Below are 25,630 nucleotides of genomic sequence, written 5' to 3' on the forward strand. Positions count from 1 at the left end.
GCCCGGCCGGTGCGGGCAAGACCAGCGTCGCCAGGTACTGGGCGGACCACCGGCGCGTCCCCACCGCCCACATCAGCCTGGACGACGTGCGCGAATGGGTCCGCTCCGGCTTCGCCGACCCCCAGTCCGGCTGGAACGAGAACTCGGAGGCCCAGTACCGCCTGGCCCGCCGCACCTGCGGCTTCGCCGCCCGCAACTTCCTGGCCAACGGCATCTCCTGCATCCTGGACGACGCCGTCTTCCCGGACCGTCCGGTCGTGGGCCTCGGCGGCTGGAAGCGGCACGTGGGCCCCGGCCTGCTCCCGGTGGTCCTGCTGCCGGGCCTGGACATCGTCCTGGAGCGCAACGCGGAGCGCACCGGCAACCGCCGCCTCACCGACGAGGAGGTGGCCCGCATCCACGGCCGCATGGCCGGCTGGTACGGCTCGGGACTGCCGATCATCGACAACTCCCAGCTGGACATCCCCGGTACGGCCAGGGTCCTGGACGAGGTCCTGGCGAGAGCGATCGCGAGCCCACCGAGCTGGTAGGCGGCCGCCCGCGACCCCACTCGGCCCCTCCCGATCGGCACAACCCGGACAAAACTCCTACGCTCATCTCATGTCAGAGGTGTACGCGAACCGCCGATCCCGGCTGAGGGACCACATCAACGCGGCCGGCACCGCGGCAGCGCTCGTCACCCGCCCGGCCAACGTCCGCTATCTCGCCGCCGCGGCCCCGCGGGGCTCCGTGCTGCTGCTCGGCGGGAGCGAGGACCTCCTGGTGTGCGCCGGCCCGCCGGACGACCGCCCCTACGAGGGCAGGCCGGACGAGAGCGTGCGCCTGCACGTCCTGCCGGCGAACGGCGGCGACACCGCCGTGACCGCGGCCGGTCTCGCCCTGGCCCAGGGCGCCGACTCCCTCGCGGTCGAGGAGCACCACCTCACCGTGTCCCGCCACCGCGCCCTCGCCTCCGTCGCCCCCGGGCTGCGCCTGGCCGACCTCGGCGGGGCCGTCGAACAGCTCAGGGTGGTCAAGGACGAGGAGGAGATCTCCTGCCTGCGCATCGGCGCCGAGATCGCCGACCAGGCCCTCGGCGAGCTGCTGGAGTCCATCCTGGTCGGCCGCACCGAACGGCACCTCGCGCTGGAGCTGGAGCGGCGCCTGGTCGACCACGGCGCCGACGGCCCGGCCTTCCCCACCTCCGTGGCCACCGGGCCGCACGCCGGCCGCCGCGGCCACCGCCCCACCGACCGGCGCGTGGAGGAGGGCGACTTCCTCTCCGTCTGCCTGGGGGCCGGCTACCGCGGCTACCGCTGCGAGATCGGCCGCACCTTCGTCATCGGCACCTCGCCCGCCGACTGGCAGATCGAGCTGTACGACCTCGTCTTCGCCGCCCAGCGCGCCGGACGGGAGTTCCTCGCGCCGGGTGCCGCCTGCCGTGACGTCGACCGCGCGGCACGTCAGGTGCTGGACTCGGCGGGCTATGCGGAAGCCCTGCCACCGCTGACCGGGCACGGGGTCGGACTCGAAATCCAGGAGGACCCGCAGTTGGCCCCCTCGGCCATGGGTAAACTGGACGCTTGCGTGCCGGTCACCGTCGAACCGGGGGTCCACCTCCCGGGCCGGGGCGGCGTCCGGATCGATGACACGCTCGTCGTACGCCCAGAGGCGGACGGCGGACCCGAGCTACTCACCATCACGACCAAGGAGCTGCTCGCGCTGTAGCGCGTGACCCGGGGTCGTACGTCAGTCCAGGAGATTCCGCAACCGTGGCTTCCACGAACGACCTCAAGAACGGCATGGTGCTCAAGCTCGAAGGCGGCCAGCTCTGGTCCGTCGTCGAGTTCCAGCACGTCAAGCCCGGCAAGGGCCCGGCCTTCGTGCGCACCAAGCTCAAGAACGTGCTCTCCGGGAAGGTCGTCGACAAGACCTTCAACGCCGGCGTCAAGGTCGAGACGGCCACCGTCGACAAGCGGACCATGCAGTTCTCGTACATGGACGGCGAGTACTTCGTCTTCATGGACATGGACACCTACGACCAGCTGATGGTCGACCGCAAGGCCGTCGGCGACGCCGCCAACTTCCTCATCGAGGGCTTCGAGGCCACCGTCGCCCAGCACGAGGGCGAGGTGCTCTTCGTGGAGCTCCCGGCCGCCGTCGAGCTGACCGTCGCCGAGACCGAGCCGGGCGTCCAGGGCGACCGCTCCACCGGTGGCACCAAGCCCGCCACGCTGGAGACCGGTCACCAGATCCAGGTCCCGCTCTTCATCACCACCGGTGAGAAGATCAAGGTCGACACCCGCACCAGCGACTACCTCGGCCGGGTGAACAGCTAACCGTGGCTGCCCGCAACACGGCCCGCAAGCGCGCCTTCCAGATCCTCTTCGAGGGCGACCAGCGCGGCGCCGACGTCCTGACGGTCCTCGCGGACTGGATCCGGCTCTCCCGGGCCGACACCCGGCAGCCCCCGGTCAGCGAGTACACGATGCAGCTGGTCGAGGGCTACGCGGAGCACGCGCGGCGGATCGACGAGCTGATCTCCCAGTACGCGGTGGGGTGGACGCTCGACCGGATGCCGGTCGTGGACCGCAACATCCTGCGGCTGGGCGCGTACGAGCTGATCTGGGTCGACGAGACCCCGGACGCCGTCGTCCTGGACGAGATGGTGCAGCTGGCGAAGGAGTTCTCCACCGACGAGTCGCCGTCGTTCGTCAACGGCCTGCTGGGCCGGCTGAAGGACCTCAAGCCGTCCCTGCGCCGGGACGAGGCGTAGAGCCCGGTACGGCACCGCTGGAGGGCCCGTGGCACCGAACCGGTGTCACGGGCCCTCCCGTGTTGGCGCGGACGGGCGGAAAAAGCCGCCGGGGTGGCCGGAACCGTAAGGTTCCGGCCACCCCGGCGGCACGTTTCTGCTCGGGTATGGCTGGTTGTCACGCCTCTTCGTGCGTGGCCACCGCGCGGCGCGCGTCCGCGTCCAGGACGCCCCAGCTGATCAGCTGCTCGGTGAGGACCGAGGGCGACTGGTCGTAGATGACGGCGAGTGTGCGCAGATCGTCCTGGCGGATGGAGAGCACCTTGCCGTTGTAGTCACCGCGCTGGGACTGGATCGTCGCCGCGTAGCGCTGCAGGGGGCCCGCCTTCTCGGCCGGCACGGTGGCCAGCCGCTCCAGGTCCAGGACCAGCTTCGGCGGCGGCTCGGCGGCGCCGCCCGGCGTGGTGCCCGGCAGGAGCTCCTGCACCGGAACGCCATAGAAATCGGCCAGCTCGGCGAGGCGCTGTACGGTCACGGCACGGTCGCCGCGCTCGTACGAACCCACCACCACGGCCTTCCAGCGACCCTGGGACTTCTCCTCGACACCGTGGAGGGAAAGGCCCTGCTGGGTGCGGATGGCCCGGAGCTTGGCCCCGAGCTGTTTGGCGTATTCGCTGGACATATAGCTCCCCGGACACTGTGTCGACGCGACCGGACTGTCTTCCCGCCGCGCGGCTGGTAACTCACTGTGAGGTTACGCAGCGTGACTCTCCTGCGTCAAGCCGAATGGTCCACACCGACTCTTCCGTGGTAGCGGCCGTCCGTTAGGCCAAGGGGGTGACAGAAGGCCCCCGCGGGACCTGCTACGGTGGATGGCGCAATTCCGACGTCCTTTAAGGTCCGTCCCGTGAGGCGGAGAAGGAGGTCCGTTTCGTATGGACAAGCACGACACGCCCGTGCATCCGCAAGCGACCGATGCCCGGCCCGTACTCGAAGGCCCCGACATCGCGCGGGTGCTGACCCGTATCGCCCACGAGATCGTCGAGCGCGCCAAGGGCGCCGACGACGTGGTGCTCCTCGGCATTCCGACCCGGGGCGTCTTCCTCGCCCGGCGGCTCGCCGCCAAGCTGGCGCAGATCACCGACCGCGAGATCCCGGTCGGCTCCCTCGACATCACCATGTACCGCGACGACCTGCGCATGCACCCGCCGCGTGCGCTGGCCCGCACCGAGATCCCCGGTGACGGCATCGACGGCAAGCTGGTCGTCCTCGTCGACGACGTGCTCTTCTCCGGCCGCACCATCCGCGCCGCCCTGGACGCCCTGAACGACATCGGGCGCCCCCGCGCGGTGCAGCTCGCGGTCCTGGTCGACCGCGGCCACCGGGAACTGCCGATCCGCGCCGACTACGTCGGCAAGAACCTCCCCACGTCGCTGCGGGAGACGGTCAAGGTCCAGCTCGCCGAGGAGGACGGTCGCGACACCGTGCTGCTCGGTGCGAAGCCGGCCGCCCAGTAGCACGACAGGCGCACGGCCGCCCCGGCGTGCCCCCGCACGCGCCTGTCTGCCCGAAATCTCCCGAATGAACTGCCTTACGGAGCCTGTCAGATGCAGCGCCATCTCATCTCGGCCGCCGACCTCACCCGCGACGACGCCGTCCTGATCCTCGACACCGCCGAGGAGATGGCCCGGGTCGCCGACCGGCCGATCAAGAAGCTGCCGACCCTGCGTGGCCGGACGGTCGTCAACCTCTTCTTCGAGGACTCCACGCGGACGCGCATCTCCTTCGAGGCCGCGGAGAAGCGGCTGTCCGCGGACGTCATCAACTTCTCCGCCAAGGGCTCGTCGGTGTCCAAGGGCGAGTCCCTGAAGGACACCGCCCAGACCCTGGAGGCCATGGGCGTCGACGCCGTGGTCATCCGGCACGGCGCCTCCGGGGCCCCGTACCGGCTCGCCAACTCCGGCTGGATCGACGCGGCCGTCATCAACGCCGGCGACGGCACCCACCAGCACCCCACCCAGGCCCTGCTGGACGCCTTCACCCTGCGCCGCCGGCTGGTCGGCCGCGACGCCGGACTCGGCCAGGACCTGTCCGGCAAGCGGATCACCATCGTCGGCGACGTCCTGCACAGCCGGGTCGCCCGCTCCAACGTCGACCTGCTGCACACCCTCGGCGCCGAGGTCACCCTGGTCGCCCCGCCCACCCTGGTGCCGGTCGGCGTCGAGTCCTGGCCGTGCGCGGTCTCCTACGACCTCGACAGCACGCTGCCCAAGTGCGACGCCGTGATGATGCTCCGCGTCCAGCGCGAACGCATGAACGCGGCCTTCTTCCCGACCGAGCGCGAGTACTCCCGGCGCTACGGCCTCGACGGCGACCGCATGGCCCGGCTGCCCGAGCACGCGATCGTGATGCACCCCGGCCCGATGGTCCGCGGCATGGAGATCACCGCCGAGGTCGCCGACTCCGGCCGCTGCACCGCCGTCGAACAGGTCGCCAACGGCGTCTCCATCCGGATGGCCGTCCTGTACCTGCTGCTCGGTGGCAACGAGCCCGCCGTCACCCACTCTCGTACCGAGGAGAAGTAAGACCATGAGCAAGATCCTGATCCGTGGTGCGAAGGTGCTCGGCGGCGAGGCGCAGGACGTGCTGATCGACGGCGAGACCATCGCCGAGGTCGGCACGGGCCTGGCCGCCGAGGGCGCCGAGGTGGTCGAGGCCGCCGGCAAGGTGCTGCTGCCGGGCCTGGTCGACCTGCACACCCACCTGCGCGAGCCCGGCCGCGAGGACTCCGAGACCGTCCTCACCGGCACCCGCGCCGCGGCGAGCGGCGGCTACACGGCCGTCTTCGCCATGGCCAACACCTTCCCGGTCGCCGACACCGCCGGCGTCGTAGAGCAGGTCTGGCGGCTGGGCCGGGAACACGGCTACTGCGACGTCCAGCCGATCGGCGCCGTCACCGTCGGCCTGGAGGGCAGGAAGCTCGCCGAGCTCGGCGCCATGCACGAGTCCGCCGCCGGCGTCACCGTCTTCTCCGACGACGGCAAGTGCGTGGACGACGCGGTGATCATGCGCCGCGCGCTGGAGTACGTGAAGGCCTTCGACGGCGTCGTCGCCCAGCACGCGCAGGAGCCGCGGCTCACCGAGGGCGCCCAGATGAACGAGGGCGTCGTCTCCGCCGAGCTGGGCCTGGGCGGCTGGCCCGCCGTCGCCGAGGAGTCGATCATCGCCCGGGACGTGCTGCTCGCCGAGCACGTCGGCTCCCGCGTCCACATCTGCCACCTGTCGACCGCCGGCAGCGTCGAGATCGTCCGCTGGGCCAAGTCCCGCGGCATCCGGGTCACCGCCGAGGTCACCCCGCACCACCTGCTGCTGACCGACGAGCTGGTGCGCACCTACAACCCGGTCTACAAGGTCAACCCGCCGCTGCGCACCGAGCGCGACGTGATGGCCCTGCGCGAGGCGCTCGCCGACGGCACGATCGACATCGTCGCCACCGACCACGCGCCGCACCCGCACGAGGACAAGGACTGCGAGTGGGCCGCCGCCGCCATGGGCATGGTCGGCCTGGAGACCGCGCTGTCGGTGGTCCAGGAGACCATGGTCGACACGGGCCTGCTGGACTGGGCCGGCGTCGCCGACCGGATGTCCGTCAAGCCCGCGCGGATCGGCCAGGCCACCGGTCACGGCCGGCCCGTCTCGGCTGGTGAGCCCGCCAACCTCACCCTCGTCGACACGGCATACCGTGGCCCGGTGGACCCCGCGGGCTTCGCCTCGCGCAGCCGCAACACCCCCTACGAGGGCCGTGAGCTGCCGGGCCGTGTCACGCACACGTGGCTGCGGGGCAAGGCCACGCTCGTCGACGGGAAGCTCACGTGACACCTGTAATCCTGCTGGCCGAGGCGAAGAAGTCGGCCGAGGTCACCGACTGGGGGGCCCGGATCGGCTGGCTCGTCGGTCTGGCCCTGTTCATCGCGCTGGTCTACTGGCTGATGCGCGAGGGCTGGAAGTGGCGCGGCACCCTCCAGGCGGGCCTGCCGCCGCTGCCCGCCGCGCCCGAGGACACCGGCCCGGCCAGACTGGGCATGAGCGGCCGCTACCACGGCTCCACCACCGCCGGGCAGTGGCTGGACCGCATCGTGGCCCACGGCCTGGGCACCCGCAGCCGGGCCGAGCTCACCCTGACCGACGCGGGCCTGGAGGTCGAGCGCCCCGGCGCCGCCGACTTCTTCGTCCCCCGGGCCGCCCTGCGCGGCGCCCGCCTGGACAAGGGCATCGCCGGCAAGGTCCTCACCGAGGGCGGACTGCTGGTGGTGACCTGGCAACACGGCGACAAGCTGATCGACTCCGGCTTCCGCTCCGACCGCTCGGCCGAGCACGCCGAATGGGTCGACACCCTGAATCAGATGACCAACGACACGGAAGGCGCACGATGACGACCTCCACCAGGGGAGCCGCCAGGGTTCCCGCCGTACTCGTCCTGGAGGACGGCCGCACCTTCCGCGGCCGCGCCTACGGGGCCGTGGGGGAGACCTTCGGCGAGGCCGTGTTCTCCACCGGCATGACCGGCTACCAGGAGACCCTCACCGACCCGTCGTACGACCGCCAGATCGTCGTCGCGACCGCCCCGCAGATCGGCAACACCGGCTGGAACGACGAGGACGACGAGTCGTCCCGCATCTGGGTCTCCGGCTACGTCGTGCGCGACCCCGCGCGCGTGCCGTCCAACTGGCGGGCCAAGCGCTCCCTGGACGACGAACTGGAGCGCCAGGGCGTGGTCGGGATCTCCGGCATCGACACCCGCGCCCTCACCCGCCACCTGCGCGAGCGCGGCTCCATGCGGGCCGGCATCTTCTCCGGTGAGGCCATCGCCTCCGACGCGGACCTCCTGGCGCGCGTGCAGGCCCAGCCGCAGATGAAGGGCGCGAGCCTCTACGAGGAGGTCGCGACCAAGGAGGCGTACGTCGTCCCGGCCGTCGGCGAGAAGCGCTTCACCGTCGCCGCCATCGACCTCGGCATCAAGGGCATGACCCCGCAGCGCATGGCCGAGCGCGGCATCGAGGTGCACGTCCTGCCCGCCACCGCCACCGCCGACGACGTCTACGCCGTCGACCCGGACGGCGTGTTCTTCTCCAACGGCCCCGGCGACCCGGCGACCGCCGACGGTCCGGTCGCGCTGATGACCGCCGTGCTGGAGCGCAGGACGCCCCTGTTCGGCATCTGCTTCGGCAACCAGATCCTCGGCCGCGCCCTCGGCTTCGGCACCTACAAGCTGAAGTACGGCCACCGCGGCATCAACCAGCCGGTCCAGGACCGTACGACCGGCAAGGTCGAGGTCACCGCGCACAACCACGGCTTCGCCGTGGACGCGCCGCTCGACAAGGTCAGCGAGACGAGGTTCGGCCGCGCCGAGGTCTCGCACGTCTGCCTGAACGACAACGTCGTGGAGGGGCTCCAGCTGCTCGACCAGCCCGCCTTCTCCGTCCAGTACCACCCCGAAGCGGCAGCCGGTCCGCACGACGCCGCCTACCTGTTCGACCGCTTCGTTTCCCTGATGGAGGGCCAGCGTGCCTAAGCGCACCGATATCCAGTCCGTCCTGGTCATCGGCTCCGGCCCGATCGTCATCGGCCAGGCCGCCGAGTTCGACTACTCCGGCACCCAGGCGTGCCGCGTGCTCAAGGCCGAGGGCCTGCGCGTCATCCTGGTCAACTCCAACCCGGCGACGATCATGACCGACCCGGAGATCGCCGACGCCACCTACGTCGAGCCGATCACCCCCGAGTTCGTCGAGAAGATCATCGCCAAGGAGCGCCCGGACGCCCTGCTGCCCACCCTGGGCGGCCAGACGGCCCTGAACACCGCCATCTCCCTGCACGAGAACGGCGTGCTCGCCAAGTACGGCGTGGAGCTGATCGGCGCCAAGCCCGAGGCGATCCACAAGGGCGAGGACCGCGACCTGTTCAAGGACGTCGTGGAGGAGGTCCGCAAGAAGATCGGGCACGGCGAGTCCGCCCGCTCGGTGATCTGCCACTCCATGGACGACGTCCTCGAGGGCGTCGAGACGCTCGGCGGCTACCCGGTCGTCGTGCGCCCCTCCTTCACCATGGGCGGCGCCGGCTCCGGCTTCGCGCACGACGAGGAGGAGCTGCGCCGCATCGCCGGCCAGGGCCTGACGCTCTCCCCGACCACCGAGGTGCTCCTGGAGGAGTCCATCCTCGGCTGGAAGGAGTACGAGCTGGAGCTGATGCGCGACAAGAACGACAACGTCGTGGTCGTCTGCTCCATCGAGAACTTCGATCCGATGGGCGTGCACACCGGCGACTCGATCACCGTCGCCCCGGCGATGACGCTGACCGACCGCGAGTACCAGGTGCTGCGCGACGTCGGCATCGCGATCATCCGCGAGGTCGGCGTCGACACCGGCGGCTGCAACATCCAGTTCGCGGTCAACCCCGAGGACGGCCGCGTCATCGTCATCGAGATGAACCCGCGCGTGTCGCGTTCCTCGGCGCTCGCCTCCAAGGCCACCGGCTTCCCGATCGCCAAGATCGCCGCCAAGCTGGCCGTCGGCTACACGCTGGACGAGATCCCGAACGACATCACCCAGGAGACCCCGGCCTCCTTCGAGCCGACCCTGGACTACGTGGTCGTCAAGGCCCCCCGGTTCGCCTTCGAGAAGTTCCCGCAGGCCGACTCCACGCTGACCACCACCATGAAGTCGGTCGGCGAGGCCATGGCCATCGGCCGCAACTTCCCCGAGGCCTTCCAGAAGGCGCTGCGCTCGCTGGAGAAGAAGGGCAGCCAGTTCACCTTCGTCGGCGAGCCCGGCGACAAGGAGACCCTGCTGCGCGAGGCCGTACGGCCCACCGACGGCCGGATCAACACGGTCATGCAGGCCATCCGCGCGGGCGCCACCCCGGAAGAGGTCTTCGAGTACACGAAGATCGACCCCTGGTTCGTGGACCAGCTGTTCCTGATCAAGGAGATCGCGGACGAGCTGGCCGAGGCCCCCGAACTGACCGCCGACCTGCTCGCCGAGGCCAAGCGGCACGGCTTCTCCGACCAGCAGATCGGCGAGATCCGCGGCCTGCGCGAGGACGTCGTCCGCGAGGTCCGGCACGCCCTCGGCATCCGCCCGGTCTACAAGACGGTGGACACCTGCGCCGCCGAGTTCGCCGCGAAGACGCCGTACTTCTACTCCTCCTACGACGAGGAGAGCGAGGTCGCCCGGCGCGAGAAGCCGGCCGTGATCATCCTCGGCTCCGGCCCGAACCGCATCGGCCAGGGCATCGAGTTCGACTACTCCTGCGTCCACGCCTCCTTCGCGCTGGCCGACGCCGGGTACGAGACGGTGATGGTCAACTGCAACCCGGAGACCGTCTCCACGGACTACGACACCTCCGACCGCCTGTACTTCGAGCCGCTGACGCTGGAAGACGTGCTGGAGATCGTCCACGCCGAGCAGCAGGCCGGCCCGGTCGCGGGCGTCATCGTCCAGCTCGGCGGCCAGACCCCGCTCGGCCTGTCGCAGGCCCTGAAGGACAACGGCGTGCCGATCGTGGGCACCTCCCCGGAGGCCATCCACGCGGCCGAGGACCGCGGCGCCTTCGGCCGCGTCCTCGCCGAGGCCGGCCTGCCGGCCCCCAAGCACGGCACGGCCACCACCTTCGCCGAGGCCAAGGCCATCGCCGACGAGATCGGCTACCCGGTCCTGGTGCGGCCCTCGTACGTGCTCGGCGGACGCGGCATGGAGATCGTCTACGACGAGACCCGCCTCGCCTCCTACATCGCCGAGTCGACCGAGATCAGCCCCTCCCGGCCGGTCCTCGTCGACCGCTTCCTCGACGACGCCATCGAGATCGACGTCGACGCGCTCTACGACGGCGAGGAGCTGTACCTCGGCGGTGTGATGGAGCACATCGAGGAGGCCGGCATCCACTCCGGCGACTCGGCGTGCGCCCTGCCCCCGATCACCCTCGGCGGCTTCGACATCAAGCGGCTGCGCGCCTCCACCGAGGCCATCGCCAAGGGCGTCGGCGTGCGCGGCCTGATCAACATCCAGTTCGCGATGGCCGGCGACATCCTCTACGTCCTGGAGGCCAACCCGCGCGCCTCCCGCACGGTGCCCTTCACCTCCAAGGCGACCGCGGTGCCGCTGGCCAAGGCCGCCGCCCGGATCTCGCTGGGCGCGACCATCGCCGAGCTGCGCGCCGAGGGCCTGCTGCCGAAGAACGGCGACGGCGGCGAGCTGCCGCTGGACGCGCCGATCTCCGTCAAGGAGGCCGTCCTGCCGTGGTCGCGGTTCCGCGACATCCACGGCCGGGGCGTGGACACCGTCCTCGGCCCGGAGATGCGCTCCACCGGCGAGGTCATGGGCATCGACTCCGTCTTCGGCACGGCGTACGCCAAGTCGCAGGCGGGTGCCTACGGCCCGCTGCCCACCAAGGGCCGCGCGTTCATCTCGGTCGCCAACCGCGACAAGCGCTCGATGATCTTCCCGGCGCGCGAGCTGGTCGCCCACGGCTTCGAGCTGCTCGCCACCTCCGGCACCGCCGAGGTCCTCAAGCGCAACGGCATCAACGCCACGGTCGTGCGCAAGCAGTCCGAGGGCACCGGCCCGAACGGTGAGCGGACCATCGTCCAGCTCATCCACGACGGTGAGGTCGACCTCATCGTCAACACCCCGTACGGCACCGGCGGCCGCCTCGACGGCTACGACATCCGCACCGCCGCGGTGGCCCGCTCCGTGCCGTGCCTGACGACCGTCCAGGCGCTCGCGGCGGCCGTCCAGGGCATCGACGCCCTCAACCACGGCGACGTGGGCGTCCGCTCCCTCCAGGAACACGCGGAACGCCTGACCGCCGCCCGCGACTAGCAGCCCCGAGGGGGACACCGGAAACGGTGTCCCCCTCTTCACGAGGACACCATGTACAAGTTCTTTTTCCAGCTGGTCTTCCGGCGCATGGACCCCGAGCAGGCGCACCACCTGGCCTTCCGGTGGATCCGTCTGGCCGCCCGCGTCCCCGTGCTGCGCACCTTCGTCGCCGCCGTCCTCGCGCCCCGCCACAAGGAGCTGCGCACCGAGGCGTTCGGGCTGCGGATGCACGGCCCGTTCGGGCTGGCCGCGGGCTTCGACAAGAACGCCGTCGCCATCGACGGGATGTCGATGCTGGGCTTCGACCACGTCGAGATCGGCACGGTGACGGGGGAGCCGCAGCCCGGCAACCCCAGGAAGCGGCTGTTCCGGCTCGTCGCCGACCGCGCGCTGATCAACCGCATGGGCTTCAACAACGACGGTTCGCTGGCCGTGGCCGCCCGCCTGGCCTCGCGCGAGGCGGTCTTCAAGACCGTCGTCGGCGTCAACATCGGCAAGACCAAGGTCGTCCCCGAGGCGGAGGCCGTCGCCGACTACGTGAAGTCGGCTGAGCGGCTCGCGCCCCACGCGGACTACCTCGTCGTCAACGTCTCCTCGCCCAACACCCCCGGGCTGCGCAACCTCCAGGCGGTGGACCACCTGCGCCCGCTGCTCACCGCCGTGCGCGAGGCCGCCGACCGGGCCGTCCCCGGCCGGCGCGTCCCGCTGCTGGTGAAGATCGCCCCCGACCTCGCGGACGAGGACATCGACGCGGTCGCCGACCTCGCCGTGGAACTGGGCCTGGACGGCATCATCGCCACCAACACCACCATCGCCCGCGAGGGCCTGGGCCTGCGCTCCGCGCCCGCGCTGGTGGCGGAGACCGGCGGGCTGTCCGGGGCACCCCTCAAGGAACGCTCCCTGGAGGTCCTGCGGCGCCTGTACGCGCGCGTGGGCGACCGGATCACCCTGGTGGGCGTCGGCGGCGTCGAGACCGCCGAGGACGCCTGGCAGCGCATCCTGGCCGGTGCGACGCTGGTCCAGGGCTACAGCGCCTTCATCTACCAGGGCCCCTTCTGGTGCCGGTCCATCCACAAGGGCCTCACCGCCCGCCTGCGCACCAGCCCGTACGCCACCCTCGCCGACGCGGTCGGCGCCGATGTGAGGAAGCCCGCATGACCGCCCACCCGTCGCCCGGCCACCACCCCTCAACGAGGCCCTCCGGGCGACAGACGTTTTCCGGAGAGCCCTTCGGCGCCCGGCTGCGCCGCGCCATGGACGAGCGCGGCCCGCTGTGCGTCGGCATCGACCCGCACGCCTCCCTGCTCGCCGAGTGGGGCCTGGCCGACGACATCGCCGGCCTGGAGCGGTTCAGCCGCACGGTCGTCGAGGCCCTGGCCGACCGGGTGGCCGTCCTGAAGCCGCAGAGCGCCTTCTTCGAACGGTTCGGCTCGCGCGGCCTCGCCGTGCTGGAGAAGTCGGTCCAGGAGGCGCGAGCGGCCGGCGCCCTGGTCGTGATGGACGCCAAGCGCGGCGACATCGGCTCGACCATGGCCGCCTACGCGGAGGCGTTCCTGCGCCCGGACGCCCCGCTGTTCTCCGACGCCCTGACCGTCTCGCCCTACCTCGGGTACGGCTCCCTCTCCCCGGCCGTCGCGCTGGCCAGGGAGAGCGGCGCCGGGCTGTTCGTGCTGGCGCTCACCTCCAACCCGGAGGGCGGCGAGGTGCAGCACGCGGTGCGCGCCGACGGCCGTACGGTCGGGGCGACCATGCTGGCCCACCTGGCGGCCGAGAACGCGGGGGAGGAGCCGCTGGGGTCCTTCGGCGCGGTCGTCGGCGCCACGCTCGGCGACCTGTCGTCGTACGACCTGGACATGGGCGGCCCGCTCCTCGCCCCCGGCATCGGTGCCCAGGGCGCGACCCCGGCCGACCTCCCCCGGGTCTTCGGGGCGGCCGTCCGCAACGTGGTGCCCAATGTCAGCCGTGCCGTGCTGCGGCACGGCCCCGACACGGGCGCGCTGCGCGGGGCGGCCGACCGGTTCGCGGCGGAGATCCGGCAGGCCGTCACCGCGGGCTGAGCCGCGGTGAGGTGCCCGGCGAGGCGCGATCATGTCGTCCGCGGTGTGAATACATCCTCAAATCGGGGGCAATATGTCCAAAATGTCCGACCTGACGGAGGCTGACCAGGACTTTTCCGCTGTTCTCGCTGACTCTGGCGGACTTGCCCGCTAGTCTCCGAGGCAGTGGGGAACCTCCCATGCCCCTCAAGGCAGTGGGGGGAGGTCGGGCAATGTGTTGCTCGTAACCCCCAGGTGTGGGGCGTCCAGGTTCCTCACCGGTCCGTATCCGACAGTTCGACATCCGAGGTGACGTAGGCGTGGCTCTTCCGCCCCTTACCCCTGAACAGCGCGCAGCCGCGCTCGAAAAGGCCGCCGCGGCTCGCCGGGAGCGGGCCGAGGTCAAGAATCGACTCAAGCACTCCGGCGCCTCCCTGCACGAGGTCATCAAGCAGGGCCAGGAAAACGACGTCATCGGCAAGATGAAGGTCTCCGCGCTGCTGGAGTCCCTGCCGGGCGTGGGCAAGGTCCGCGCCAAGCAGATCATGGAGCGTCTGGGCATCTCCGAGAGCCGCCGCGTGCGCGGTCTCGGGTCGAACCAGATCGCCTCCCTGGAGCGTGAGTTCGGCAGCACCGGCTCCTGAGTCCGCCCGCCCGGCGGACCGGGAGTCCCGGGCACCCCGGGATTGCTGGAATAATCGCTGCATGAGTGAACGTCCGCGGCTGACCGTGCTCTCCGGCCCCTCGGGGGTCGGCAAGAGCACGGTCGTCGCCCATATGCGCAAGGAACACCCCGACGTCTGGCTCTCGGTGTCGGCGACCACCCGCAAGCCGCGCCCCGGCGAGCAGCACGGAGTCCACTACTTCTTCGTCACCGACGAGGAGATGGACAAGCTGATCGCCAACGGCGAGCTGCTGGAGTGGGCCGAGTTCGCCGGCAACCGCTACGGCACGCCGCGCGCGGCCGTGCAGGAGCGGCTGGAGAACGGCGAGCCCGTCCTGCTGGAGATCGACCTCCAGGGCGCCCGGCAGATCCGCGAGTCCATGTCCGACGCCCAGCTGGTGTTCCTGGCCCCTCCCTCCTGGGAGGAGCTGGTGCGCAGGCTGACCGGCCGGGGGACCGAGTCGCCGGAGGTCATCGAGCGCCGTCTCGAGGCGGCGCGGACCGAACTGGCGGCCGAGCCGGAGTTCGACGTGACCTTGGTCAACACCTCCGTCGAGGATGTGGCCCGCGAGCTGCTAGCCTTGATGGACGTTGTGTGATCGTGACTGTGGTCACGATGTCTGATTCTTTTCCATCCATCGGAAGGTAGAGCGTGTCCTCTTCCATCACCGCGCCCGAGGGCATCATCAACCCGCCGATCGACGAGCTTCTCGAGGCGACCGACTCGAAGTACAGCCTCGTGATCTACGCGGCCAAGCGTGCCCGCCAGATCAACGCGTACTACTCGCAGCTCGGTGAGGGCCTCCTCGAGTACGTCGGTCCGCTCGTCGACACCCACGTGCACGAGAAGCCGCTCTCGATCGCCCTGCGCGAGATCAACGCCGGTCTGCTGACCTCCGAGGCTGTCGACGGCCCGGCGCAGTAGTACTTTCAGATCGCGATTGACTTATCCACAGGCCCGGCAGTCATCCTGCCGGGCCTGTGGTGTGTCATGGGTGGTGCAGATTCTCGAATGCGAGGAGTCATGGTGGACAAGCCGAAGGTCGTGCTGGGCGTCAGCGGCGGCATCGCCGCGTACAAGGCCTGTGAGCTGCTGAGAAGGTTCACGGAGTCGGGCCATGACGTCCGCGTGGTGCCCACCGCCTCCGCGCTGCACTTCGTCGGTGCCGCCACCTGGTCCGCGCTGTCCGGCAACCCGGTCGCCACCGAGGTCTGGGACGACGTCCACGAGGTCCCGCACGTCCGCATCGGGCAGCACGCCGACCTGGTGGTGGTGGCCCCGGCCACCGCCGACATGCTCGCCAAGGCCGCCCACGGCCTCGCCGACGACCTGCTGACCAACACCCTGCTCACCGCCCGCTGCCCGGTGGTCTTCGCACCCGCGATGCACACCGAGATGTGGGAGCACCCGGCCACCCAGGAGAACGTCGCCACCCTGCGCCGTCGCGGCGCCGTCGTCATCGAGCCCGCCGTCGGCCGCCTCACCGGCGTCGACACCGGCAAGGGCCGGCTGCCCGACCCGGCCGAGATCTTCGAGGTCTGCCGCCGGGTGCTGGCCCGCGGCAGCGCCGCGCCCGACCTCGAAGGGCGGCACGTCGTCGTCTCCGCCGGCGGCACCCGCGAACCCCTCGACCCGGTCCGCTTCCTCGGCAACCGCTCCTCCGGCAAGCAGGGCTACGCCCTCGCCCGCACCGCCGCCGCCCGCGGCGCCCGGGTCACGCTGGTCGCGGCCAACACCGGCCTGCCCGACCCGGCGGGCGTGGACATCGTCCGGGTGGGCACCGCCGTGCAGCTGCGCGAGGCCGTCCTGAAGGCCGCGGCCGACGCCGACGCCGTGGTCATGGCCGCCGCCGTGGCCGACTTCCGGCCGGCCGCCTATGCCGCCGGAAAGATCAAGAAGAAGGACGGCCAGGAGCCGGACCCCATCGTCCTGGTGCGCAATCCGGACGTCCTCGCCGAGATCTCGGCCGAACGGGCCCGGCCCGGACAGGTGATCGTCGGCTTCGCCGCCGAGACCGACGACGTCCTCGCCAACGGCCGCGCCAAGCTCGCCCGCAAGGGCTGTGACCTGCTCGTGGTCAACGAGGTGGGGGAGCGCAAGACCTTCGGCGCCGAGGAGAACGAGGCCGTGGTGCTGGGCGCCGACGGCAGCGAGACCCCGGTGCCGCACGGCCCCAAGGAGGACCTCGCCGACACCGTCTGGGACCTGGTCGTCCGGAGTCTGGGCTGACGGCGCCACCGGCCGGACCGGCCCGGGGTCGTGTTCACGCCAGGCTGGAATTGGGCGTGGCGACCCTGGCCAAGGCCGCCGGACATTGGGCAGAATGCCCGTGCCGCAGGTCACAGCGTTCCCGAGAGGCGAGACGGGTGGCCCGTCGGCGGAGTGCGACCGATAAACTGTTCACGGTCGGCGCCGGGCGCAGCCCCGCGCCGATCGCAAATGATCAGCCAGCAGCCGCTGCAACCACAGGGAGCGTTGTGTCCCGTCGCCTGTTCACCTCGGAGTCCGTGACCGAGGGTCACCCCGACAAGATCGCTGACCAGATCAGCGACACCATTCTCGACGCGCTTCTGCGTGAGGACCCGACCTCCCGGGTCGCCGTGGAGACGCTCATCACCACCGGCCTGGTGCACGTGGCCGGCGAGGTGACGACCAAGGCCTACGCGGACATCGCGACCCTCGTCCGCAACAAGATCCTGGACATCGGCTACGACTCCTCCAAGAAGGGCTTCGACGGCGCCTCCTGTGGCGTGTCGGTGTCCATCGGCGCGCAGTCCCCGGACATCGCGCAGGGTGTCGACGCCGCGTACGAGGCCCGGGTCGAGGGCGACGAGGACGAGCTGGACCGGCAGGGTGCGGGCGACCAGGGCCTGATGTTCGGCTACGCGTCGGACGAAACGCCGACCCTGATGCCGCTGCCGATCTTCCTGGCGCACCGCCTGTCCAAGCGGCTGTCCGAGGTCCGCAAGAACGGCACCATCCCCTACCTGCGCCCGGACGGCAAGACGCAGGTCACCATCGAGTACGACGGTGACAAGGCCGTCCGTCTGGACACGGTGGTGGTCTCCTCCCAGCACGCCTCCGACATCGACCTGGAGTCGCTGCTCGCGCCCGACATCCGCGAGTTCGTCGTGGAGCCGGAGCTGAAGGCCCTGCTGGACGAGGGCATCAAGCTCGACACCGAGGGCTACCGCCTGCTGGTCAACCCGACGGGCCGCTTCGAGATCGGTGGCCCGATGGGCGACGCGGGCCTGACCGGCCGCAAGATCATCATCGACACCTACGGCGGCATGGCGCGGCACGGCGGCGGTGCCTTCTCCGGCAAGGACCCGTCCAAGGTGGACCGCTCGGCGGCGTACGCGATGCGCTGGGTCGCCAAGAACGTGGTGGCGGCCGGTCTGGCCTCGCGCTGCGAGGTCCAGGTCGCCTACGCCATCGGCAAGGCCGAGCCGGTCGGTCTGTTCGTGGAGACCTTCGGCACCCACAAGATCGACCCCGAGAAGATCGAGAAGGCGATCGACGAGGTCTTCGACCTCCGCCCGGCCGCGATCATCCGCGACCTCGACCTGCTCCGCCCGATCTACGGCCAGACCGCCGCGTACGGGCACTTCGGCCGCGAGCTGCCCGACTTCACCTGGGAGCGCACGGACCGCGTCGACGCCCTGCGCGCCGCCGCGGGCCTGTAACCCGCACCCGCCTGTCCGCCGAGGCCCGGCTCCCCACCAGGGGGGCCGGGCCTCGGCGTGTCGCGGGACGGCGGTGGCCGTGCCGGCCGACCGGGCGTTGTCGGTGCCGTTTGGTAAGAATGCAGGCGTGAGCAGCGAGAACGGGGTGTCCCGGACAGACGGGGGCGGTGGGGCCGAAGGGGCGCCGCCGGAGCAGCTCGCGCTGGTCGTCCCGGTTCCTTCACGAGGGGAGCAGGGCCGTTGCGCAGACCCCCGGGCATGCCGGCACAAGCACTGTCCGGGCGTGCGGGGACGGACCGTGGCGCGTGCCGGGCGCTCACCTCGCGCGGCCGGGAGCGGCGTGTCGTCGCTGCCGGATGTGCGGCGAGCAAACAGCGAGGCCGAGCACGGAGTGCCGGGCGGGCTTGCCGGCCCGATTCGGGCACAGGCCACCGGAGCCGGTCCACCCAGGACCGGGCGGTACCGGCCGACGGGCCCGGCGGGCACCGTGTGTGAGACTCGGGGCATGATCCGTACCGCGACCCCCGCCGACATTCCCGTCATCCATACGCTGATTCGCGAGCTCGCCGAGTACGAAAAGGCACTCGACGAGGCCAGGGCGACGAAGGAACAGCTCACCGAGGCCCTGTTCGGCGAGCGCCCGGCCGCCTACGCACACGTGGCCGAGGACGCCCACGGCGAGGTCGTGGGCTTCGCGCTGTGGTTCCTCAACTTCTCCACCTGGCGGGGCGTGCACGGCATCTACCTGGAGGACCTGTACGTCCGCCCCGAGGCCCGCGGCGGCGGCCACGGCAAGGCCCTGCTGACGGAGCTCGCCCACATCTGCGTCGCACGCGGCTACGAGCGCCTGGAATGGTCGGTCTTGAACTGGAACCGGCCCGCGATCGACTTCTACGAGGCACTGGGCGCCCGCCCCCAGGACGAGTGGGCGGTGTACCGGCTCACGGACGAAGCGCTGAACGCCCTGGGAGGCCAGGGCGGCCGGCCCTGACCACGATCAGTGATCTCCGGAAGGGCTTCGTCGTGCGCCTCGCCCGGGCCGCCGCCGTCGCCGGTCCTGCTCTGCCCGCCACCGCCCACGCCACCCCGGCCGCCGATATCACCGGGCGCGCCGCGGGCCAAGCCGTCATCCTGATGGCATTTTTCCGGTTCTCCTCCCCGCGCGGCCGGGGCGCGGTTGGATGTCCTCATGACTTCCGCCGAGCACGCGCGGCTGATGCGCGCCAACCAGGCGAACTGGGACGCCCGCACTCCGGTCCATGTCGCCAGCCGGTTCTACGGCCTGGACGAGGACCTGGACCCGGAGCGCTGGTTCGCCGCGTTCGAATGGGAGGACCTCGGCGAGTTGTCCGGCCGGGACGTGCTGCACCTCCAGTGCCACCTCGGCACGGAGACGCTCGCTCTCGCCCGGCGTGGAGCCCGGGCGGTCGGCCTGGACTTCTCGGCGGCGTCCGTGACGGCCGCGCGGGACCTCGCCGCGAAGTCGGGCCTCGACGTCACCTACGTCCAGGCCAACGTGTACGACGCCGTGGCGGCGCTCGAGGGCCGGCGGTTCGACGTCGTCTACACCGGCAAGGGCGCCCTGTGCTACCTGCCCGACCTCGACCGGTGGGCGGATGTCGTGGCCAGCCTTCTGCGGCCGGGCGGGCGGCTGTACGTCGTGGAGTTCCACCCGCTGCTCAACGCGCTCGGCCCGAAACCGGATCCCGGTGAGGGACCGGAACTGCTGCTGCGCCACGACTACCTGGGGGGCTCCGGTCCGGTGCACCGGGACGCCACCCACACGTACACCGACGGCCCGGCCGTCGAGGACGCCACGGACAGTTACGAGTGGATGCACGGCCTGGGAGAGGTCGTGAACGCGTTGACGGATGCGGGAATGGGCATCCGGCGACTGCGGGAGAGCGACGAGCTCCCCTGGCCGCGCTGGCCGCGGATGGTCCGCACGGACACTGGCTGGTGGCGGCTGCCCGAGCCGCGGATCCCCCTCTTGTACAGCCTGCTGGCCGTTCGTTGAGCCTCCTCCCTTCCGGCGGCGGTGCACGGAAACGGCACCGTCTGCTGGGCCTCTCACTGGCAGCCGCAGCGCTGCTGGCCTCACTGATCGTTCTGTACGGCCCGGACTGACATCAGTCCTGGACGCTTTCGGAGCGCCCCAAGTTGCCGGTGGGAACAGCGGCTAGAACGTCCGCGAGTCGATCGTCAACACCGCCCCCCGGTGATCATCCTGCGCGTGACGAAGGCCGCCCACATGGCCCGGAAGCGCACGGGCCGAGTACGTGCTCGTGGCACGGCTGCAACAGTTGCGTGAGCACCCGGCAGGTGGCGGCCGTGCCTGGGCGGACCGGCTGTCGGCGCCGGCCGACCGCGCCTTGAGCCGGGGTCCTGGCCGGGCGATGGATGGGCCGGGGCCTTGCCGTCCTCGGTCCGGCGGCGGGCGACATCGTCACCGTGGCGCGCATCTGCGCAACCCGTTCGGCGAAGGCTGGCACTCGCGCGCCGACCAGAACGAGGTTTCTGACTGCTGGCCGGCCCCTCCCCAGATCACCTGTGTGTATCTCCGAAGCCGGGTGGGTCCGTCCGTTTTCGGCCATCCCTCAGGGACCGGGAGGTGAGGGACGGGCAGGGGGTAGGCGCGTAGGTATGGATGACACACGATCGCGGCAGGACAAGCGGAGTTCCCAGGAAGCGCGTGCCCGGGGAACCATGGGAATCTGGCGGTGGGCCAGGTGGGGGGCGCTTGTACTTGCGGTCAGCTGGGCGGTGAACTGGGCCGTCAATCTCGCCCGGGGTGAGGGAGGACGGGATCTGTGGTGGCCTCTGGTCAGCACCGTCGTCTGGGCAGGACTGACCGCGTACGGCTTCAGGACCTACCGCCGGATCAGGACAACGACTTCGCCGGCCGTCACCGGCGATCCGCCTGCCTGACTGCCTCCTGTCCGGCGTCGCCTTCGGCTGCCCCGTTTCCTGTCTCCTGCCGCTGGAGTCGGTCGCCCCGATGCGGATCGCCTGGGGACTCCACCTCCAGCCCGTCGGCCAGGTCGGGGCCAAGCCGTACAAGTTGCTGGTCAAGGCCCTGTCCCGTTCGGCGAAGGGGGCCGTCGCGAAGTACACCTGGTCCGGCCGTGGGCGCCTGAGCCTGCTGCGGGTGCGCGATGACGTCCGGGTCCTGCACGCCATGCACTGGCCCGACGAGATCCGCGACCCCACCGAGCTCCTGCCGTGGCCCACCGAGGTCTGCGAGGAGGAAACCGCCGGCGCCCTCGCCCTCATGGCCGCCGCGCAGGGCATCGTCCCGGACCGGCCCGAGGAGCCGTCGGCGCGTCTGCGTTCAGAGGGCAACAGGGGTCACCGGGGCGGGTGTTGCCGTCGTCGTTCCGGCCGCAGACGTCCTCGACGAACCACCGCAGCGTGCGGTCGGCGCCGTTGATCAGGGGAACCACCCGCTCGCCCGGCCCCGAGCCCCGGCTCCTTCGCCGTGGCGGACGTGGAGCTTGCCGAAGCGGCCCAGGTCCCATTTGATGTCCGCCAGATCGAGCTTGCACGCCTCGCTGACCCGCAGCCCGACCCGGGACATCAGTTTGGCGGCGGTGTGGTTCCGGGCGGTCGGGCCGGACTTCCGGCAGGTCGCCAACTCGCCGCCCCGGCGAACCGCGGCTCGACCTCCGGCCTGGACGGCGGAATCCGCAGCGCCGCGTGCTTCGACCCGCGCGGCCGGTTCATCTCGTCGATCGGGCACTCGATCACCCGGCCGGTCATCCGGTGGATCCCTCGAGGCCGATCACCCGGCGCCGGTGCCCCTCTTCCACGTCCGCCAGGGCCGTCCGCACGCGTTCCACCCCGTCTTCGAGTTGCTTCACGAGCGGTGGCCGCGTGAACATCCGCCTACGCGAGCGAGCGCGTACCGATACGGTCCGGCGTGACGGAGCGCTTGAATGGGCGGGTTGAGTGCTTCAGACGGCAACGGCAGGCGCGACGCCGGTCAGCTCCGCGCTCGCCTCCCACAGTCGACGTGCCGTTTCGACATTCTCCAGCTGGTCCCACAACCGCTCACGGTGCGGCCGCCCCCGCAGCCCGAAGGCGCGCGGGCCCCACAGCTCGCCCCCGCCGATCTCAGGGTCGAGGACCGCCCGGACCGCGGGCCGGGCACCCGCATGCTTGCCCTGGAGAACGAGCGCGGCGGCCGCCCCGCGCAGCGCTGCCCCGGCCTTCCGCACATGGACCGGCGGGCGCGACGGGGTGAGCGAGTCCAGCGCACCGCCAGGGTGAACCACCACGCTTGACACTGTGCTGCCCGCGGCCGACAGTCGGCGGTCGAGTTCCAGGCCGAAGTACATCTGAGCCAGCTTCGACCGGCTGTAGGCGCCCTTGGCGCGATAGTCGGCCCGGGACTGCAGATCGTCCAGGTTGAGCCGCTCGGACTTGGCGGCGAAGCTGCCGACGGTCACAACGCGGGCGCTCGGCGCGGCCTCGAGCAGCGGCAGCAGCCAGTGGGTGAGCGCGAAGTGCCCGAGGTGGTTGGTTCCGAAATGCACCTCATGGCCGTCCCGCGTCTCCCTCCGCTCCGGCCCTTCGAGGAGGACGCCGGCGTTGTGGACCACCGCGTCGAGGCGCTCCACCCGCAAGGATTCCGCGACTCCCTGAAGTGAGTCGAGGTCGGCGAGGTCCAGGCCCACCGACCGCACCCGCGCACCGGGCACCCGCGCCCGGATCGCGTGCATGGCGGCCTCGGCACGCTCGGTGCTCCGGCTGCCCAGCACGACGGTGGCGCCGGTAACGGTCAACGCCTCGGCGGTGAAGTACCCGATACCTGCATTGCCGCCGGTGACCAGATACACGCGGTCAGCGGCGGAGGGGGTCTGAGACATGGCGAGAGCTCCTGTGAGGTGCGACGGCGGCTCCGGCGGAGCAGCCCGGCGTCCACAGTGCCGCTGGCCTCCGACAGATCACCGACAAACATCCGACAGGGGCTGGGTTCTGTCTCCTTGGTCAGCATGGTGCCCGGATGAGGATGGTGGCGAGGTGGAGGGCGGGGTGGGCCCGCCTGATCTTCCAGGAGTGCTCTGCGGCGAGCACTACAGACCACGGGGCAAGGCCAGGACCGCCGAGGCCCTGCGCAAGATGAATTGACGCCGCCGCGCGAGATCAACTGCTGCGCGCGGCCGGACAGTTCGACGAGACCGTCGCCCGGACGGTTCCGGGCCAGATCGCCGCTGCGCAGCCAGCCGACGGTGAGCGCGTCGCGGGCCGCCGCCGGATCCCCGAGGTATCCGGTCACCGGCCACGTCAGGGGCGCGGCGGAGGGCGAGGGAGTCGGAACCGAGTCGGCCCCGGCTCCCTGCTCGGCAACGGGGTCCTGCCGGAGCATGCCGGGTGCCTCAGGTCTCGCGACGACGACACCAGGCCCGCACAAGCCACCACGAACGATGGGTCCACACCCCACCGAGACCCTCCACCCGTCACGACGAACGCCGTCGGCAGTACTACGTCGCGGAAAAGGCGTACAGCTTGTTGTCGTGGGCCAGGAGTACGTGCCGTCGTCGCACAGGCCGAACCAGTAGCCCGACCCCCAGTAGAGTGTGCTGCCCGCGATCGCCGTGCCGCCCACCACGGCTCCGCCGCTGGGGAAGCGCCACAGGACCGAGTCGTCGGTGGTGTCACGGGCGAACATCGTGTCGTCGTCGCCCTCGCCGCCGCTGAAGACGACGCCCGTCGACGGCGCTGACGAAACCGATGTCCAACGGCGTGTACGGATCGGCGACCTGCCAGCGCGTCGCCCCGGTGGCCGGGTCCAGCGCCGCCCAGGAGCCACCGTCGGACGGTCAGGGGGCCGGTGGCGGATCGACCTCTTCGGGGGCCAGGTCGGTGCGGGCGCGGTGAACGCACACCGGATGGCGCCACCACCCGGTGGTGCCGACGGCCGCGTCCACGGACACCTCCACCATCACGGCCGGCTCGACCAGGACGACATCGAGGGTTCCGGCGCTGCCCCACCCGCCCGAGAACGCCCGCCCCGTCCATGGGTGCCCCGGCCCGCCACGGTCCTGCCCGTCTGGGCCGACAGGACGGTGCGGCATCCGACGTAGCGCAGCCGGCCGACCGTGTCGTAGCGGCCGAACAGCAGGGTGCATGGGCAGGAGAGCGGTCCGGACACCGCGCCGACGAACCGTATGCCGAGCCGAAGCGCGATAGTCGTCACATAGGCAGGCTTGTTGTCACCGATGCGACTGCCGATCGCTGCGACGTGGCTCCGCAGGCTCACAAGCCTGCGGAGCCGAGGCGCAGTTGGGGATCACCGGGTGGCCGTGGGTTCTTGCCGGCCGGAGCTCGACGCTGTGGCTTCGGGGCGAAGGCGGTACGCGTGAAACCGGTCCGGTGGCGGCGGTCTCCTGCCGCATAATCCTCGCGTGTCCGAAACTCCCGTCCCGATACCGTCGGGCTCCGTTCCGGCAGGTACGCCTGCGTGGTCGTCTACCGATGCCGCCCTCTGGACCGGGCCCGCCCCGCATCCTGGGCCCGGCCTGTGTGGTCCGTGTCGGCGCTGCTGATCACCGTTGTATGGGCGATCGCGGCGGAGCCGGTACCGTCGTGCAGCGATGCGGCGCCCTGCGGTCCGGACTGGGGCGGCATGACGGAAGTGGGTCTGGCCGTCGGCCTGTTGTACTGGTTCGCCCGCCTTCCGGAGCTCACGCTGATCGCAGCACCCGCGCTGGCGGCGATGGTGGCGTGGAGAGAGCTGCCCGGCGCCGACCGGACGTCCCAGGTCGCGAACTTCGCCGTGATCGAGGCCCTGATCCTTGGCTGGGCGGCGGCCCGCGGACGGTTGGCCGCCCGGTCCGGGCAGCGGCGGCTCGTGGAACGGGCCGCCGGAGTGCGGTATCGGCTGCCGGAGCCCGTCGGCCCACTCGTGCGAGGCAGCATCCCGCTCGCCGCCGGGCTGGTCCGGTGCGCCGTGACCGCAGGTGCCGTGCTGTTGGGGCTGAGCGGCATCCGCGCGGACGAACGACACGCGGACCGGGCCGCGCACATCACGGCGACGGTGACCCACCGCGGCGAGGAGACGGTGCGCGTCCGCACCGCTGACGAACGGCGCATCACCGTCGACGCCTTCTACCCCGAGGACCACGTCGTCGGCAGCACGGTGACCGTGCTGGAGGACGGCTCGTGGCGACGCCTGGTGGCGGAGCCGTACGACGCCTTCGGCTGGCAGTTGCTGGCCCTGACGGCCGGGCTGCCCGGACTCTCCTTCCTCACGGTGGGCGTCCTCGCCCGCCGCCGCGCCGCGGCGCTGCGCCGCGCGCCAGTGCCGGCCCTGCGCGTAGTCACGACGGACCGCGCGGGGGACCCGGTCGTGATCCGCACCGTCGGCCCGGTCCGACGCCCCCGAACCAGCGAGAAACCGCTCCTGAAGGCCCTCTCGGATACCGGTTCCGATGTCCGCATGACAGAGGAGGTCTCTGCTCTGCACGTCCACCCGGAACTGCGGCCTGCTGAAGCGAGCCCACGGAGCGACCAAGGACTGCCGCTGGGGCCCGTCCTGCTTCTCCTCGTCGGGTTCGCCGTCACGGCCGTGCTCGTCACGTGAGCCTGCACCGCTCACCGGACGTCACCGGAGCTGTGCCGGGGCTGCGGTGCC

Annotated in this window: 25 protein-coding genes; 21 read left to right on the top strand and 4 right to left on the bottom strand. The window is 71.2% G+C overall.

Annotated features, from left to right (window positions below; all coding sequences use genetic code 11):
• The 4 genes from H5J33_RS00585 to nusB all read left to right on the top strand — a co-directional run.
• The coding region (locus H5J33_RS00585) for a hypothetical protein (RefSeq protein ID WP_181792734.1) at positions 1-530 on the top strand (530 nt) is incomplete at its 5' end.
• 70 nt (positions 531-600) lie between these two features.
• Positions 601-1,707 (top strand): aminopeptidase P family protein, encoded by a 1,107-nt coding sequence (locus H5J33_RS00590; protein ID WP_181792735.1) that lies wholly within the window; start codon positions 601-603, stop codon positions 1,705-1,707.
• A gap of 44 nt (positions 1,708-1,751) precedes the next feature.
• Positions 1,752-2,318 carry an elongation factor P gene (gene efp, locus H5J33_RS00595; RefSeq protein ID WP_181792736.1) on the top strand — a complete coding sequence of 189 codons (567 nt, stop codon included), beginning with the start codon at positions 1,752-1,754 and terminating at the stop codon, positions 2,316-2,318.
• Between the two features lie 2 nt (positions 2,319-2,320).
• Positions 2,321-2,755, top strand: coding sequence for a transcription antitermination factor NusB (gene nusB, locus H5J33_RS00600; protein WP_030795017.1), 435 nt, complete (start codon positions 2,321-2,323; stop codon positions 2,753-2,755).
• A 157-nt stretch (positions 2,756-2,912) separates the two neighbouring features.
• Here nusB and bldD read toward each other — a convergent pair whose 3' ends face one another.
• Positions 2,913-3,416: a transcriptional regulator BldD gene (gene bldD / locus H5J33_RS00605; RefSeq protein ID WP_014671524.1), complete on the bottom strand. Its 504-nt coding sequence runs from the start codon at positions 3,414-3,416 to the stop codon at positions 2,913-2,915.
• A 253-nt stretch (positions 3,417-3,669) separates the two neighbouring features.
• On the opposite strand from bldD, the gene pyrR reads away from it, so the two are divergent.
• From pyrR to H5J33_RS36990, 16 genes are all read left to right on the top strand, one after another.
• Positions 3,670-4,251, top strand: a complete 582-nt coding sequence (gene pyrR / locus H5J33_RS00610) for a bifunctional pyr operon transcriptional regulator/uracil phosphoribosyltransferase PyrR (protein WP_181792737.1) — start codon at positions 3,670-3,672, stop codon at positions 4,249-4,251.
• A 90-nt stretch (positions 4,252-4,341) separates the two neighbouring features.
• Entirely contained in the window at positions 4,342-5,319 is a 978-nt protein-coding gene (locus tag H5J33_RS00615) for an aspartate carbamoyltransferase catalytic subunit (protein ID WP_181792738.1), read from the top strand.
• A 4-nt stretch (positions 5,320-5,323) separates the two neighbouring features.
• Positions 5,324-6,610, top strand: coding sequence for a dihydroorotase (locus tag H5J33_RS00620; protein WP_181792739.1), 1,287 nt, complete (start codon positions 5,324-5,326; stop codon positions 6,608-6,610).
• Positions 6,607-7,167, top strand: a complete 561-nt coding sequence (locus H5J33_RS00625; protein WP_181792740.1) for a hypothetical protein — start codon at positions 6,607-6,609, stop codon at positions 7,165-7,167. The genes H5J33_RS00620 and H5J33_RS00625 overlap by 4 nt, the downstream gene beginning before the upstream one ends.
• Positions 7,164-8,306 (top strand): glutamine-hydrolyzing carbamoyl-phosphate synthase small subunit, encoded by a 1,143-nt coding sequence (gene carA, locus H5J33_RS00630; protein WP_181792741.1) that lies wholly within the window; start codon positions 7,164-7,166, stop codon positions 8,304-8,306. The genes H5J33_RS00625 and carA overlap by 4 nt, the downstream gene beginning before the upstream one ends.
• Positions 8,299-11,607, top strand: a complete 3,309-nt coding sequence (carB, locus tag H5J33_RS00635; RefSeq protein WP_181792742.1) for a carbamoyl-phosphate synthase large subunit — start codon at positions 8,299-8,301, stop codon at positions 11,605-11,607. Before carA ends, carB begins: the two co-directional genes overlap by 8 nt.
• A gap of 51 nt (positions 11,608-11,658) precedes the next feature.
• Positions 11,659-12,765 carry a quinone-dependent dihydroorotate dehydrogenase gene (locus tag H5J33_RS00640; RefSeq protein ID WP_181792743.1) on the top strand — a complete coding sequence of 369 codons (1,107 nt, stop codon included), beginning with the start codon at positions 11,659-11,661 and terminating at the stop codon, positions 12,763-12,765.
• Positions 12,762-13,664 carry an orotidine-5'-phosphate decarboxylase gene (pyrF, locus tag H5J33_RS00645; protein ID WP_258564780.1) on the top strand — a complete coding sequence of 301 codons (903 nt, stop codon included), beginning with the start codon at positions 12,762-12,764 and terminating at the stop codon, positions 13,662-13,664. The genes H5J33_RS00640 and pyrF overlap by 4 nt, the downstream gene beginning before the upstream one ends.
• A gap of 299 nt (positions 13,665-13,963) precedes the next feature.
• Positions 13,964-14,287 (top strand): integration host factor, encoded by a 324-nt coding sequence (locus H5J33_RS00650; protein WP_003977346.1) that lies wholly within the window; start codon positions 13,964-13,966, stop codon positions 14,285-14,287.
• A gap of 61 nt (positions 14,288-14,348) precedes the next feature.
• Positions 14,349-14,906, top strand: a complete 558-nt coding sequence (gmk, locus tag H5J33_RS00655) for a guanylate kinase (protein WP_181792744.1) — start codon at positions 14,349-14,351, stop codon at positions 14,904-14,906.
• Positions 14,907-14,959: 53 nt separating this feature from the next.
• On the top strand, positions 14,960-15,232 hold the full coding sequence (gene rpoZ / locus H5J33_RS00660) for a DNA-directed RNA polymerase subunit omega (protein WP_030620214.1): 273 nt from the start codon (positions 14,960-14,962) through the stop codon (positions 15,230-15,232).
• Positions 15,233-15,331: 99 nt separating this feature from the next.
• Positions 15,332-16,537, top strand: coding sequence for a bifunctional phosphopantothenoylcysteine decarboxylase/phosphopantothenate--cysteine ligase CoaBC (coaBC, locus tag H5J33_RS00665; RefSeq protein ID WP_258564781.1), 1,206 nt, complete (start codon positions 15,332-15,334; stop codon positions 16,535-16,537).
• 248 nt (positions 16,538-16,785) lie between these two features.
• Positions 16,786-17,994, top strand: coding sequence for a methionine adenosyltransferase (metK, locus tag H5J33_RS00670; protein ID WP_181792746.1), 1,209 nt, complete (start codon positions 16,786-16,788; stop codon positions 17,992-17,994).
• A gap of 505 nt (positions 17,995-18,499) precedes the next feature.
• Positions 18,500-18,985 carry a GNAT family N-acetyltransferase gene (locus H5J33_RS00675; RefSeq protein WP_181792747.1) on the top strand — a complete coding sequence of 162 codons (486 nt, stop codon included), beginning with the start codon at positions 18,500-18,502 and terminating at the stop codon, positions 18,983-18,985.
• Positions 18,986-19,183: 198 nt separating this feature from the next.
• Positions 19,184-20,011 carry a class I SAM-dependent methyltransferase gene (locus H5J33_RS00680; RefSeq protein WP_181792748.1) on the top strand — a complete coding sequence of 276 codons (828 nt, stop codon included), beginning with the start codon at positions 19,184-19,186 and terminating at the stop codon, positions 20,009-20,011.
• Between the two features lie 981 nt (positions 20,012-20,992).
• Positions 20,993-21,424 (top strand): Ku protein, encoded by a 432-nt coding sequence (locus tag H5J33_RS36990; protein ID WP_258564782.1) that lies wholly within the window; start codon positions 20,993-20,995, stop codon positions 21,422-21,424.
• Here H5J33_RS36990 and H5J33_RS36995 read toward each other — a convergent pair whose 3' ends face one another.
• The 3 genes from H5J33_RS36995 to H5J33_RS00700 all read right to left on the bottom strand — a co-directional run bounded on the left by H5J33_RS36995 (position 21,425) and on the right by H5J33_RS00700 (position 24,071).
• Positions 21,425-21,628 carry a hypothetical protein gene (locus H5J33_RS36995; RefSeq protein ID WP_258564783.1) on the bottom strand — a complete coding sequence of 68 codons (204 nt, stop codon included), beginning with the start codon at positions 21,626-21,628 and terminating at the stop codon, positions 21,425-21,427.
• 319 nt (positions 21,629-21,947) lie between these two features.
• A complete protein-coding gene (locus H5J33_RS00695; protein ID WP_181792749.1) occupies positions 21,948-22,862 on the bottom strand; it encodes an SDR family NAD(P)-dependent oxidoreductase in 915 nt (304 codons plus the stop codon).
• A 954-nt stretch (positions 22,863-23,816) separates the two neighbouring features.
• Positions 23,817-24,071, bottom strand: coding sequence for a hypothetical protein (locus tag H5J33_RS00700; RefSeq protein ID WP_181792750.1), 255 nt, complete (start codon positions 24,069-24,071; stop codon positions 23,817-23,819).
• Between the two features lie 551 nt (positions 24,072-24,622).
• Here H5J33_RS00700 and H5J33_RS00705 point away from each other — a divergent pair.
• A complete protein-coding gene (locus H5J33_RS00705; RefSeq protein WP_181792751.1) occupies positions 24,623-25,579 on the top strand; it encodes a hypothetical protein in 957 nt (318 codons plus the stop codon).
• Positions 25,580-25,630: the final 51 nt, after the last annotated feature.

The organism is Streptomyces sp. WELS2 (assembly GCF_013870595.1).
In the GTDB taxonomy this organism is placed as follows: domain Bacteria; phylum Actinomycetota; class Actinomycetes; order Streptomycetales; family Streptomycetaceae; genus Streptomyces.